Origin of the sequence: Mesorhizobium sp. M1328, from assembly GCF_040318075.1 — a bacterium.
In the GTDB taxonomy this organism is placed as follows: Bacteria; Pseudomonadota; Alphaproteobacteria; order Rhizobiales; family Rhizobiaceae; genus Mesorhizobium.
On sequence record NZ_JAMYLO010000016.1, the window covers coordinates 88,954 to 102,222 of the forward strand.

At 61.9% G+C, this 13,269-nt stretch carries 8 protein-coding genes; 5 read left to right on the top strand and 3 right to left on the bottom strand.

Translation table 11 applies throughout. The features are described from left to right. Positions 1 to 68 precede the first annotated feature (68 nt). Positions 69 to 1,358, bottom strand: a complete 1,290-nt coding sequence (locus NKH23_RS24425) for an RsmB/NOP family class I SAM-dependent RNA methyltransferase (RefSeq protein ID WP_353035503.1) — start codon at positions 1,356 to 1,358, stop codon at positions 69 to 71. 347 nt (positions 1,359 to 1,705) lie between these two features. Here NKH23_RS24425 and NKH23_RS24430 point away from each other — a divergent pair, with 347 nt between their 5' ends. Further along, complete coding sequence (locus tag NKH23_RS24430; RefSeq protein ID WP_353035505.1) at positions 1,706 to 2,383, top strand: MIP family channel protein; 678 nt, start codon at positions 1,706 to 1,708, stop codon at positions 2,381 to 2,383. Between the two features lie 79 nt (positions 2,384 to 2,462). Here the strand turns inward: NKH23_RS24430 and katG are convergent, their stop codons facing one another. Continuing rightward, positions 2,463 to 4,661 (bottom strand): catalase/peroxidase HPI, encoded by a 2,199-nt coding sequence (gene katG / locus NKH23_RS24435; protein WP_353024895.1) that lies wholly within the window; start codon positions 4,659 to 4,661, stop codon positions 2,463 to 2,465. Between the two features lie 147 nt (positions 4,662 to 4,808). On the opposite strand from katG, the gene NKH23_RS24440 reads away from it, so the two are divergent. Both NKH23_RS24440 and NKH23_RS24445 read left to right on the top strand, forming a co-directional pair. Further along, positions 4,809 to 5,717 carry a hydrogen peroxide-inducible genes activator gene (locus tag NKH23_RS24440; protein WP_353035507.1) on the top strand — a complete coding sequence of 303 codons (909 nt, stop codon included), beginning with the start codon at positions 4,809 to 4,811 and terminating at the stop codon, positions 5,715 to 5,717. A 504-nt stretch (positions 5,718 to 6,221) separates the two neighbouring features. Continuing rightward, the gene (locus NKH23_RS24445) at positions 6,222 to 7,463 is read left to right on the top strand and encodes a coiled-coil domain-containing protein (protein ID WP_353035509.1); all 1,242 of its coding nucleotides are present in this window, start codon (positions 6,222 to 6,224) and stop codon (positions 7,461 to 7,463) included. An 893-nt stretch (positions 7,464 to 8,356) separates the two neighbouring features. Here the strand turns inward: NKH23_RS24445 and NKH23_RS24450 are convergent. Next, entirely contained in the window at positions 8,357 to 8,959 is a 603-nt protein-coding gene (locus NKH23_RS24450; RefSeq protein ID WP_352912909.1) for a cupin domain-containing protein, read from the bottom strand. Between the two features lie 367 nt (positions 8,960 to 9,326). Between NKH23_RS24450 and NKH23_RS24455 the strand changes: the two genes are divergently transcribed. Both NKH23_RS24455 and NKH23_RS24460 read left to right on the top strand, forming a co-directional pair. Further along, positions 9,327 to 11,093 (top strand): adenylate/guanylate cyclase domain-containing protein, encoded by a 1,767-nt coding sequence (locus tag NKH23_RS24455; RefSeq protein ID WP_353024901.1) that lies wholly within the window; start codon positions 9,327 to 9,329, stop codon positions 11,091 to 11,093. Between the two features lie 936 nt (positions 11,094 to 12,029). After that, positions 12,030 to 13,172: a TRAP transporter substrate-binding protein gene (locus NKH23_RS24460; protein ID WP_292663629.1), complete on the top strand. Its 1,143-nt coding sequence runs from the start codon at positions 12,030 to 12,032 to the stop codon at positions 13,170 to 13,172. The last annotated feature ends 97 nt before the right edge of the window (positions 13,173 to 13,269 follow it).

Genomic DNA, 13,269 nt, shown 5'->3' on the forward strand with positions numbered 1-13,269 from the left:
GTGGGCGGCAGGCAATCGCAAATGCTGCACTGCAGCATTCGACCCGGCCCCGTATCGATGGCAAAGGTTCAGCCGGCGCGGCGCAGCGCGCAGAAGTAAAAGCCGTCGGTGCCGCTCAGCAACGGCGACAGCGAAATGCCGCCCGCAGCGCCAATACGCACTGCCGCTTCGTGGCCCGCAAAACGGCTGTCCCAAAGCTGGCGGTGATCGACCGGGACAAAGCCGGGATGGCGGTCCCGGAACGCCGAAACCTGGTCGCCATTTTCCTCGTCGAACACCGAACAGGTGATGTAGACCAGCAGGCCGCCGGGTTTGACGAAGTCCCTGGCGGCATCGAGGATCGTCTCCTGCTCGCCCTTGCGGGCGTCGAGCTGCCTTTGCGTCAGCCGCCATTTGGCATCCGGCCGGCGCCGCCACGTGCCGCTGCCGGTGCAGGGCGCATCGATCAGGACGATGTCCATATGCTTGCCGAGCGGCGCGAGCTCCGCCGGCTTGGTGACGATCTGCACATTGCGGTTTTCCGAGCGGCGGATGCGGTCGAAGATCGGCGCCAGCCTTGCCTTCTCGGCATCGTGGGCGAAGATCTGGCCGCGATTGTCCATCGCCGCAGACAGCGCCAGCGTCTTGCCGCCGGCGCCGGCGCAAAAGTCGAGCAGCTGCATGCCAGGTTCGGCGCCGGCCAGTTCGGCCGCAATCTGCGAACCCTCGTCCTGAACTTCGAACCAGCCTTTCTGGAAGGCCGGCTCGGCCTGCACGTTCGGGTGCCTGCCATCGCCTTCGATCGGCCGGATGCGGATACCGTGCGGCGCGATCCGGGCGGGCTTGGCGCCGGTCTCCGCCAATTCCGCCAACACCTTGCCACGATCGGCCTTCAGCGTGTTGACCCTGAGGTCGAGCGGCGGGCGAGTGCCAAGCGCGGCACCCTCTTCCACCCAGGCCGTGCCGAACGCCCGTTCGAACAGCGGCATGCACCAGTCGGCGATGTCTGCCCTGACAGCCGGCGGCGCATCGGCAAGCCGGCGAGCCGCAAGCGTTGTCAGTTCGTCGGCGGTAAGCAGCGGCGGCGCGAACTTGTCGCCCTCGAGCGCCTGGTTCAGCGACTGCGCCGTCTGGCCCCATTCGAGCAGCAGCGCGCCGAAGCCGATGGCGCGCGGCGTATCCTCGCCCAAGAGCCAGCCAGCGGAGCGCTTGCGGCGCAGCGCGTCATAGACGATGTTGCCGATCGCAGCGCGGTCGCCGCCACCGGCGAAGCGGTGCGACAGGCCCCAGTCCTTCAGCGCATCGGCCACCGGCCGGTGGCGCCGGCCAATGTCGTCAAGCACTTCGATGGCTGCCGCCAGCCGCCCGCCCATTCTCATTGTCGTCTTCCATTACTCAGCAAACTAATTCCGGCCCTGCTCTTAGAGCTTTTCGTGTCCTGATTGAAACAGTTCTGTTTCCCCGACGGCGAGACAATCCATGCAAGGGGGGTGACGAATGTGGGTTGGTGCATCGCGAGCCGCCGCCACCAAGCGGGCGTCGGCATGCGGAACCAAATAATTCGATCAATATATAACAAGTCTCTAATGTGCTTGTTTGGCGCGCGCAAGCACGCCGACAGATGCAACTGCTCTGCTTTGCAACTTTTGCGGTTGCGAATACTCTTTGCGCGGTGATTCGCGTCGCAGAAAAAGGCGGAGCCGCGGGTCGATACGAGGAGAGGGCAATGAAGACTTATCTGGCGGAAGTTCTAGGCACGTTTCTATTGGTGTTCATCGGCACGGCTTCGGTGGTGACGGGCGGCTTCGGCGGCGCGCTGCCGCTTGGCCAGGAAGGTATCGGTCTGGCGTTCGGCATCGGCCTCATTGCGGCGGCCTATGCGATCGGCCCGATTTCGGGCGCGCACCTCAATCCGGCGGTGACGCTCGGCGTGTTTCTTGCCGGGCGGATGCCGGCCAGGGACGTCATTCCCTACTGGATCGCGCAGATCATCGGCGCCATCATCGCGTCGCTGGCACTGTGGATCATCGTCTCCGGACAGGTCGGCGGCCACGCCGGCGGCATCGGCGCCAATGGCTGGGACGTGACGAAATGGGGCGTCAGCTCGGCCTTCCTGTGGGAGCTGATCGGAACCTTCACCTTCGTCACGGTGATCCTCGGCGTCACCAACGCCAAGCACACCACGGCCTTTGCCGGCCTGGTCATCGGCCTGACGCTGGCCGGCCTGCACTTCGCCATCATTCCGGTGACCGGCACATCGCTCAACCCGGCCCGTTCGATCGGCCCGGCGCTGTTTTCGGGAACTGCGGCGATCGGCCAGCTGTGGCTGTTCATCGTCGCGCCGTTGATCGGCGGCGCCATTGCCGGCGTGGTCGCCAAGGCCGGTATCTTCGAGAAGGACTGACTTTTCGGAAGCCCAACGAAAAAGGCGCGGGTCGAGGCCCGCGCCTTTTTTGTTGCGTCGAGAAGTTCGTGTGCCCGGATCAGGCCGCAAGGTCAAAACGGTCGGCGTTCATCACCTTGGTCCAGGCGGCGACGAAATCCCTGACGAACTTCTGCCCCGCGTCGGCCGATCCGTAGACCTCGGCAAGCGCACGCAACTGTGCGTGCGAGCCGAAGATCAGGTCCGCGCGGGTGCCGGTCCACTTGACCGCCCTGGTCTTGCGGTCGCGTGCTTCGTAGACTTCATCGGAGCCGGCGGCCGGATCCCAGACCGTGTTCATGGAGAGCAGGTTGACGAAGAAATCGTTGGTCAAGGTGCCCGGCCTGTCGGTGAACACCCCGTGCTTCGATTGGCCGGAGTTGGCGCCGAGCACCCGTAAGCCGCCGACGAGCACCGTCATCTCCGGCGCCGTCAAGGTCAGCAACTGCGCCCGGTCGACCAGCATCGCTTCGACCGACATCGGCGGCTTGCCCCTGACAAAATTGCGGAAGCCATCGACTTTCGGCTCGAGCGCGGCGAAGGATTGGACATCCGTCTGTTCCTGCGAGGCGTCCATGCGGCCCGGCGTGAACGGCACCTTGACGTCATGGCCGCCGTCTTTGGCTGCCTTCTCGACCGCGGCGACGCCGCCGAGAACGATGAGGTCGGCAAGCGAGACCTTCTTGCCGCCGGACTGCGAAGCATTGAACTCCTTCTGGATGCCTTCAAGCTTTTCTAGCACCTTGGCCAGCTGCGCCGGCTGGTTGACCTCCCAATCCTTCTGCGGCGCCAGGCGGATGCGGGCGCCGTTGGCGCCGCCGCGCTTGTCGGAGCCGCGGAAAGTCGAGGCCGAGGCCCAGGCGGTCGAGACCAGTTCGGACACGGACAGGCCGGAGGCCAGGATCTTCGCCTTCAGCGAGGCGATATCCTGCTCGTTGACCAGCTCGTGGTCGACTGCCGGTATCGGATCCTGCCAGATCAGCTCTTCCTTCGGCACGAGCGGGCCGAGATAGCGGACGGCCGGACCCATGTCGCGGTGGGTCAGCTTGAACCAGGCGCGGGCAAACGCGTCCGCGAGCTGATCCGGATTCTGATGGAACCGCCGCGAGATCTTCTCGTAGGCCGGGTCGACGCGCAGCGCGAGGTCGGTGGTCAGCATCGCCGGCGCGCGGCGCTTCGACGGATCGTGCGCGTCCGGCACGGTGCCTGCACCGGCGCCGCCCTTCGGCGTCCACTGATGGGCGCCGGCCGGGCTCTTGGTCAGCTCCCATTCGTAGTTGAACAGATTGTCGAAGAAGTTGTTGCTCCATTTCGTCGGCGTCGTGGTCCAGGTCACCTCGAGGCCCGAGGTGATGGCGTCGCCGGCAATGCCGGTGGCATATTTGCTCGACCAGCCGAGGCCCTGCGCCTCGATGCCGGCGCCTTCCGGCTCCGCCCCGACCAGCGATGCATCGCCAGCGCCGTGGGTCTTGCCGAAGGTGTGGCCGCCGGCGATCAGCGCCACGGTTTCCTCGTCGTTCATGGCCATGCGCGCGAAGGTTTCGCGGATGTCGCGTGCCGCGGCCAATGGATCGGGCGTGCCGTTCGGCCCTTCCGGGTTGACGTAGATCAGCCCCATCTGCACGGCGCCGAGATGGCCGTGAAGTTCGCGGTCGCCGGAATAGCGCTCGTCGGCGAGCCACTTGGTTTCCGACCCCCAGTCGACGTCCTGCTCGGGCTCCCAGACATCGGCGCGGCCGCCGGCGAAGCCGAACGTCTTGAAGCCCATCGATTCCAGCGCGACGTTGCCGGCGAGGATCAACAGGTCGGCCCAGGAGATTTTCCTGCCGTATTTCTGCTTGATCGGCCACAGCAGCCGGCGCGCCTTGTCGAGATTGGCGTTGTCCGGCCAGCTGTTGAGCGGCGCGAAACGCTGCTGGCCGGCGCCGGCGCCGCCACGGCCATCGCCGATACGATAGGTGCCGGCGCTGTGCCAGGCCATGCGGATGAAGAGCGGGCCGTAATGGCCGAAATCGGCCGGCCACCAATCCTGCGAATCGGTCATCACCTGGTGCAGATCCCTGATCACCGCATCGAGATCGAGGCTCTTGAATTCCTTGGCATAGTCGAAGTCCTCGTCCATCGGGTCCGAGAGGTTCGACTGCTGGTGGAGGACACCGAGGTCAAGCTGGTTCGGCCACCAGTCACGGTTGCTCCTCCTGGCCGATCCATGTGGGACCGGGCATTTGCCGGCGCTGTTGTCGTCGGTTTTCGCGTCCATCTTTGCCTCCGATTTTGTTGATTTTCTGCGATTTGTTGATTTTCCGGGCTGGGCCAGCGGCCGCGCCATTCTGGAATGGTTCCAGACTAGCCTGCCCGGCCGATAAAGACAAATTGCCTTTGCTGTTTATTCTGATAGGTTTTCCTTATGATCGGCTTGACCGTCCGGCAGATGCATTATTTCGAAGCGGTGGCGCAGACGCTGCATTTCGGCCGCGCGGCAAAACTCGCCGGCGTCAGCCAGCCGGCGCTGTCATCGCAGATCGCCGAGATGGAGCTGCGGCTCAATTGCCGGTTGTTCGAGCGCGGCGGCAAGGCGGTGCGGATGACCGACGAGGCGCAGGTCCTGCTGCCGCGCATCGAGCGCATTCTTGCCGACGTGCGCGACGTCGAGGCCACCGCCCGGCGCGGCCGCCCGGCGCTGGAGGGCCGCTTCCGGCTCGGCATCATCCCGACGGTGGCGCCCTATCTGCTGCCGCATGTGCTGCCGGAGCTGAAACGGCATTTCCCGGCCTTGCAGCTCGAATTGCGCGAGGCGGTGACCGCGTCGCTGGTCGAGGACACCAGTTCGGGAAAGCTCGACGCCTTCGTCGCCGCGCTGCCGCTCGATTACCCAGGCCTGGTCACCGAGGAACTTTTCTCCGACCGGTTCTTCCTGGCCGTGCCGGCCGGCGACCCCGCCTTCGCCTCACCGCCGGTGCCGCCGGAAAGCCCGGCGCTGGAGCGGCTGATGCTGCTGGAGGAAGGCCATTGCCTGCGCGAACAGGCGCTCGCCGTCTGCGGCAGCGTGCGTCCGGTGGCGATGGCAAGCTACGGCGCGACCAGCCTGACGACGCTCTTACAGATGGTGGCGCATGGGCTCGGCGTCACGCTTATCCCGGAAATGGCGGCCGGGCCGGCCAGCACTATCCCCGATTTGAAGATCGTGCCGTTCCAGGAACCAATGCCGCAACGCACGATCTGCCTCGCCTGGCGGCGCAACAAGGTGCGCCACGACGAATGCGTGGAACTGGCGAAGATCATTCGCAGGTTGGATGCGGCGGTGCTGGCGGCTTGAGCGGCGGATGTTGGGTCGGTTAGCCCCGAAGCGGACCCGCAAGCCAAGCCCCTTCGAATGGAACGGCTTCAATCCTTGCTCCAGGCTGCGAGCAAGCCGCCATGCGGCTCCACACCAAGGTCCGGCACGATGAATGTATCGAGCCGGCGAACATCATCCGCGGGTTGGAGGCGGCGGTACTGGCTGGGTGAGGTACGCCGTACCATCCAGCGGAAGTTTGGTGTTGACCCGAAGTCGACCTTCGCAGACCTGAATGGCTGCTTTGCGCCGCATCACAGCCGTTGGGTAGGGAAGATGGTCATCCCGAAAGCCGAAAGTTCCGTTTGTTCGAATGATGACAACCAAGGAAATAGGAAACAGCCTTTGCGCGCTATTCCCGTGCTTTGGCGTTGCCGAGGGTGCTTCACCAGCATTGATCTTTTTGATGCGGCATCCAGGGCGCCGCGGCGTGCAGTAAGTGGAGAATACAATAGCGGTGAGGGCCGCGATCGGTGAGGTTCAGTGATGAATCATGCGCAGAGTACCAAGTCAAAATGTCTCCGCTGTGACTTCACCTTTATTAAACGACGGCCCTTGATTTTACTTCACGAGATACGCGGCATGAGGTGCAACGCCACGCCATCCCTCATTCCGTTATGCTTCGTTCTGCTGTTGGCATCTCCGGCAAATGGTCAGTTGGCGCCCGAAGCGTCAGCGGTTGCCACAGCTAACGACAGCTCGTCGGTCGTGGTTTCCAAACACACCGAGGTCGGCAAAGAACCGGGCAAGCCACAACCGAACGCGCTCGGATCCCATAAATCTAGAGAGCTGGTGCTCAGCGAAACACAGGCACTCAAGAAGGGCGCGCAAACGCCGCTCGGCCAGCATGAGGAGGCTTTACGCCGCGAATTGGCCGCAGCACGAGCGGAGCTAGACGTTATGCAGCGCGGCGCACGTGAGCTAAGCGCCCAGGCACACGTACTGGCAGACACGGTGGCTCAGCAAGCACAAGCCCTAAATGAGCAGCAGCGAACAGACGAAGCGCTCGCGCTCGATCTGGAGACGGCGCAGCGCGTTATCGAAAGCTACAGGGCCGAAGCCAGTCTCTGGAACAGCGAGAAGGCTGCCGCGCTTGGAGCGCACCCCTCTATGGAAGCCTCTCAGCTTGCTGCGAAGCAAACGCTTGATGACGAGCGGCACAAGGTTGAGCTCTTGGAACAAGAACTTACCACGGCTCGCCAAACTATCGATGCTCTTAAGAAAGGCGTAAATCTGGCAGCCGTCGAGCAGGCGAACGCCATAAGGGACCGACAGGTGGCCGAGGCCGCTCTAAAGCAGGCTCGAGAAACACTCGAACGGGGACGCGAACGAGCAGATTCAGCTGTACGTGACCTCGATATTGTTCGCCAGGAACGCGATGCTTTAAAGCAGAACTCGGTAGAATTGAGTGCCGCGCTGGACCAAGAGCGTGAAAGGGATATCGGTCTAGCCCGCAGCCTCAGTGCAGCGCGTGAGGCAATTGATATTGTCAAGGGTAAGCGTCGCACTGCGGCTGTGGAGCGCGCGCCGAAAGCACGTACCCCCGCACTTGCAAGTAGGTTATCGCGTTCGGGCGCCCAACCAGCCCGTAAACCGGGCTTGCCGGAAAAACAGAAAGTGAAGGTCCAAAAGCCGCCGCAAACTGCTCTGCTGGCAACCATACCTCTTCCTGCAGCATTGCTTCCAACACGGCCATCAAAAAGCTCGAGCCGCGCCAGTGAAGACTAGGGAGCGAAATGGATGCCGCAGGGAGACGACAATGAAGAAGTATGTCGCAGCCGCGTTGACAATCGGGATCACAATTGGACCTGCCTCAGCTCTTGAAGCAGGTGTGGGCGGTGGGGCGGGCGGTGTCGGGGTCGGTGCTGGAGTGAGCGCCGGTTCGCAAGGCGTATCTGTGGGGGCGGGCACGAGCGTCGACGGCGTAGGCGGGGCAAATGTTGGAGCTTCGGTCGGTGCGGATGACGGATCAGTCGACGCAGGCGTTAGTGCCAGCGGCAACGTTGGTGATACAAGCACAAGTGCCACTGTGGGCGACGATCCGTCCGCCGAAAACGAAGCGGCTACCGCACCCGACAGTTCGACTGCAGTGACAGCCCCTTCCTCTGCCAAGACCGCTGGGCAATCAATCGTCCTGCCACCCGTCCTCAGGCCTTCCAAAGCCGGTGACGGTGACTCCACCAAGGGATATCCCTTTGTATCTCCGGGACCACTGACAGCGAAACCCGGTACGCCGATTGTGATCGTGCGAGCCTGCCGCGCGGCGATCATGGCCGCTGCGATGCCGCTTGGGGCCGTCCGTGTCCACGCGGCAAGCGCAGGCGCGTTGGATCAACGTCGGGGTGCACTCACGGCGCCGATCGAGGTGCGAATAGACTATGCAAGAAAAGGCGGCATCGAAGTCCGGCAGGCGCAAGTCAGTTGTCGTCTCGATGCATCGGGCAGGGTCACTGCAATAATATAGCGCCAAGCCTGATTTGCCAGCCTGCGCACACCGACAGCGGCACGATCCGCTTTTCCATCTACAAGGCGGCCTCCTTCGGCGGTGGCGCCGGAGGTGTTGGTCAAAGGTTCGGTTTGAGCCCCGAAGCCAACCCGCAGCCCCTTCGAAAGGGACGACTTCAGTCCCTTTCCCAGGCGGCGAGCAATGGGCCTTTGCTCCCATAGACAGGGTCCTTGCGCGGGCGGCCTATCCTGGGGATCGTCACCACCGCCCTGGCATGATCGGCGGCGGTCGTGCACAGGTCATAGGTGCCGGAAGGAGGATAGGCGCCGACGACCAGAAAATCGTCGGACGCGGAAAGACGCTGGTGCCCGGTGCCGGCCGGAAGCACCGCGACGTCGCCGGCCTTCAGCGACAGCGTTCGCCCCTTGCTGCCGCCAAAGCGGACCTTGGCCGTGCCGCGCGCAACGCCCAGCACCTCGTGTATCCGCGAATGGTAGTGGACGTAGTCGTAGATGCCATTGCGCCAACTATCGCCCCAGCCATTTGCGTCGAAAAGCGCCTCCATGACCGCCGCCGGATCGAATTCCTCGGGCAGCTTGACGGCGCCGCGATAGACGACAAGCGGCCAGGACGGATGATTGGGCACGAGGCCATCATCCCCAAAACGAAATTCGTTCGGTTTGCGCGGTCTGACCAGATCGGCGACCTCTCGCCTGCCCGGCCTGGCGACACCGGTGACCTGCTCGACGGCTTTCTTGGTGGTTTGCAGGATGCTCATGGGGTGACCTTGGGTATGGTGGCGAGCTTCATGCGGATTAACCGGTTGCGTGGCGGTCAGTTCCGTTGACGGCAGAGATCTGCGATCTGCGCCACGGCGGCTCCGCAACAAGATCCGGCAAATCCTGAATGGCTGCTTTGCGCCGCATGGCAGTCATTCCTGCGGTCCCGTCCATTCAACAAAAGCGGACATCGCCAATGGACAGGCCACAGGCAGCTATGCGCCCGACATTTTGCCTCGAACGACGGGAGTAGATCCTAAGCAGACCATCCGACCAATGGCTCGGAGCTATCTTCCTTTGGCCTAACCGCTCTATGTTGAGACAGCGTGCCTGGTCGGCAGTAGTGTCAGACTGGAGGAGTATCACATGAGTGAGACCCGCAAAATTGCAGCGATCCTGGTCTCGGATGCGGTCGGCTACAGCCGGCTAGCCGGCGCGGATGAGGATCGCATCTTGGCACGGCTGCGGGCGCTGCGCAGCGATCTCATCGACCCCACCATCGCCGTTCATCGTGGCCGCGTCGTCAAGCGCACAGGCGACGGGAGCCTTGTCGAGTTCAGCAGCGTTGTGGAAGCAGTGCGCTGCGCGCTGGAAGTGCAGAACGCCATGCTTGAGCGCAATGCCGGGGTGCCGGATGATCGCCGCATCGAGTTCCGGATCGGCATTCACTTGGGCGACGTCGTGCAAGAACGCGATGGCGACCTGATGGGCGATGGCGTCAATATCGCCGCGCGCCTAGAAGGAATCTGCGAACCTGGCAATATCTGTCTTTCCGAGCAAGCCTATTGGCAGGTTAAATCAAGGCTCGATATCGCGATCAACGATCGCGGTGCGGTTCAGCTCAAGAACATCGCCGAGCCGGTCCGGGTTTATTCGCTACAGGTCGGCATTCCCGCGAAGGCCAGACCCGCGGCATCGGCGGAGGCCCTCGTGCCGGACAAGCCTTCGCCGCAGCTCGCGCTGCCCGACATGCCTTCGATTGCCGTGCTGCCCTTTGTCAACATGAGTGGCGACGCCGAACAGGAGTTCTTCACTGACGGGCTGACGGAGGACATCATTACCGATCTGTCGAATGTGCCCGGCTTCTTCGTCATCGCCCGCAACTCCACCTTTGCCTACAAAGGCAAGCCCACCGACGTCCGTCAGATCGCTCGCGATCTGGGCGTCAAATATCTCCTCGAGGGCAGCGCGAGGCGGTCCGTCAAGCGTTTGCGCGTCAATGTGCAGCTGATCAACGCGGCCGAAGGCGGCAATCATGTGTGGGCCGAGCGCTTCGACCGCGAAATTGTCGACATCTTTGAAGTTCAGGACGAGGTCACGCGCCGCGTTGTTGAAGCGATCTCCGGCAAGATTGGTGCGAAGAATATTTCTGCCCGTTCTAGGCCATCAAATCTAGAAGCCTATGACCTTTGTGTTAGGTCACGGGAGAAATGGACCATGTCCAGATCAGACAACAGCGACGCGCGTTCAGCTTTGGAACGCGCCGTTTCGCTTGAACCAAACTATTGTGAAGCGCACAGCAATCTTGCCCTTGTGCTGTTATTTGGCTGGGTTGATTGGGGAGAACCACAGATACCCGATCGCGCAAATGCTCTGATGCACGCGCAACGAGCCATGGAAATCGATCCCGGCGATTCCAACGTTCGCAGGATCCTGGGCTGCGTTCAGCTTTTTGAGCGCAATTGGGATGAAGCAAAATTCCAATTCGATGCTGCCATACGGATAAATCCCAACAATGCAGATGCGGTAGCATGGATTGGGGAGCTTCAAATCTACTTGGGCAAGCCGCAAGCGGCGCTGACAGCTTGTGAAGAGGCGTTCCGATTAAATCCTCGTCCACCTGGTTGGTACTTCTGGATCGTGGGAATGGCGCAGATTTCCACCGGTCACTACGAAGAAGCTGTTGCGACCTTGAGCCTGGAGGAAACATATGGGACCGGTTCAAGGGTGAACCTGATTGCCGCGCTTGCTCTTGCCGGCCGCTTGCCTGAGGCACAGGAGGAAGCCCGCCTATTTCTTACGGGCAATCCAGGTTGGACGATCGGTGAACTGACAGCGAACTTGCCCTTTAGGAGCATGAGTGCTGCGCAGCCCTTTGTCGATGGCTGGCGTCTGGCGGGCTTGCCAGACTAGGCGGCACGGCAAGGGGGCCGTTTCCAAAGGCAATGGCGTAAGCTAACTACGGCTCCAGCAGTGTCGACAAGCCAATGGCCCTTTCTAGATAGCGCAAACATGCTGGCGCGCTGTTTCGACATCGCATAACTTGTTGCCAGTTTCCTTGGCTGGTCGCATGGGATCGCGCTGCACGATGGGTAAGAACACTTGGACCGCAGAGCAGGATCGGCTGCCTTGATGCCGATGCGGAATTCAATGGGCCTGTCGGACGGCACTTCTGCGTTACGCTCGTGCATCTTGTGCTGGATTTCGACGGCGCAGGCCCCCGCATTTAGCACGCTCGGGAACTCGACCAGTAAGCCGTCGCCGGTCAGCTTGACTATCCTGCCCTGATGCTCAGCGATCTTGGCGTACACCAGTTCGTGGCGATGCGCCTTGAAAGTCGACAGGGTCCGCTCTCGTCGAGATCCATGAGCCTGGAGTAGCCGACCACATCGGCCGCGAGATGGCGGCAAGGCTAGGCTGACAGCGTTCTTGGCCATTGGCAATGTGCTGACGAGCAAGGAAATCGTGCGGATTGTATGGGCCCTCAGGCGTGGTGTCTATCGCGCCCCTTGGCTGTTATTGGGTTAGCTTAAGACCTTGGTCGCGCCACGCCGAACGTCCGCTCTCTTTTTTCGGACGCCATAAGCCGACCTTCCGAATTCGGCCCCCATGCTGCCGGGCGGCAATGCGCCCGAATGCGGACCTTTGTATCCTTCGCAAGAGCGGTCATTCAATGGCGCGACGCGTAACTGCTACTCGCCCATTGCTTGGGAAAATACCCCCACCTGTCCTTAAGAAAGAACCGCACTAGTTTAGGCGATGGGACGCGCGCTGCAATTTTTGCTGGGCCGTCGTTGAGAAGTATTGTCGGACGTGGGCTTGAAAAGCCAACACCTTCGGGAGGAACCGATGACCAAAGCAAGTATCCAGACCAATATGAGGTCGCGCCGCAAGTTCCTTGGCGAGGCGGCCGTGGCAGCTGCGGCGATCGTTGCTGCGCCAAGCGTCGTCAAGGCGCAAGGGCCGGTCAGCATGCGCTGGCAGAGCACATGGCCTTCCAAGGATATCTTTCACGAATTCGCGCTTGATTTCGCCAAGAAAGTCAACGACATGACGGGCGGCGACCTCAAGATCGAGGTGCTGCCGGCGGGCGCCGTGGTGCCTGCGTTCGGCCTGCTTGACGCGGTGTCGCAAGGAACGCTTGATGGCGGCCACGGCGTGCTCGTCTACCACTACGGAAAGCAGACGGCTCTAGCGCTCTGGGGATCCGGCCCGGGCTTTGCCATGGACGCCAACATGCTGCTGGCCTGGCACAAATACGGTGGCGGGAAGGAGCTCCTTGCAAAGCTCTATGATTCCATAGGCGCCAATGTGGTTTCCTTCCCCTATGGACCGATGCCGACACAGCCGCTCGGCTGGTTCAAGAAACCGGTTTCCAAGGTCGAAGACATCCAAGGCCTCAAGTTCCGTACCGTTGGCATCTCGATTGACGTCTTCACCGGCCTGGGTGCGGCCGTCAACGCGCTACCTGGCGGTGAAATCGTTGCGGCATTGGATCGCGGCCTGCTCGACGCGGCCGAGTTCAACAACGCCTCGTCCGATCGGGTGCTTGGTTTTCCGGACGTGTCCAAGGTCTGCATGCTGCAGAGCTATCACCAGAATGCGGAGCAGTTCGAGGTCCTGTTCAACAAGGCGAAATACGACGCCCTGCCCGATCAGATGAAGGCAATCATCACCAATGCGGTCGAGGCAGCCTCGCAGGACATGGCCTGGAAGGCGATCGACCGTTATTCGAAAGACTATTTGGAGATGCAGACGCAGGACAAGGTCAAATTCTACAAGACACCGGAAGCAATCCTCAAGCGACAGCTGGAGGTCTATGACGAGGTCGTGAAGAAGAAGGCGGCTGAAAACCCGCTGTTCAGGGAGGTTCTTGAGTCGCAGATCGCCTTTGCCCGGCGGACAACACAATGGGAACAGGACGTAGTCGTCAGCCGCCGCCTGGCCTTCGATCATTACTTCGGACGTGGCGGGGCAGCAAAGAATATCTGAAGCACAGTTTGAGCCGGCAAGGCACCATCGGGGCCATGACCGAACGGTGCCTTGCCTTCTTACCGACACTCACTCTGGCCAACACTCTGGCCATCCG

What these genes read in the sequence shown, in the direction of transcription:
- NKH23_RS24425 (WP_353035503.1), bottom strand. Translation starts at nt 1,358, where the DNA reads ATGAGAATGGGCGGGCGGCTGGCGGCAGCCATCGAAGTGCTTGACGAC.
- NKH23_RS24430 (WP_353035505.1), top strand. Translation starts at nt 1,706, where the DNA reads ATGAAGACTTATCTGGCGGAAGTTCTAGGCACGTTTCTATTGGTGTTC.
- katG (WP_353024895.1), bottom strand. Translation starts at nt 4,661, where the DNA reads ATGGACGCGAAAACCGACGACAACAGCGCCGGCAAATGCCCGGTCCCA.
- NKH23_RS24440 (WP_353035507.1), top strand. Translation starts at nt 4,809, where the DNA reads ATGATCGGCTTGACCGTCCGGCAGATGCATTATTTCGAAGCGGTGGCG.
- NKH23_RS24445 (WP_353035509.1), top strand. Translation starts at nt 6,222, where the DNA reads ATGAATCATGCGCAGAGTACCAAGTCAAAATGTCTCCGCTGTGACTTC.
- NKH23_RS24450 (WP_352912909.1), bottom strand. Translation starts at nt 8,959, where the DNA reads ATGAGCATCCTGCAAACCACCAAGAAAGCCGTCGAGCAGGTCACCGGT.
- NKH23_RS24455 (WP_353024901.1), top strand. Translation starts at nt 9,327, where the DNA reads ATGAGTGAGACCCGCAAAATTGCAGCGATCCTGGTCTCGGATGCGGTC.
- NKH23_RS24460 (WP_292663629.1), top strand. Translation starts at nt 12,030, where the DNA reads ATGACCAAAGCAAGTATCCAGACCAATATGAGGTCGCGCCGCAAGTTC.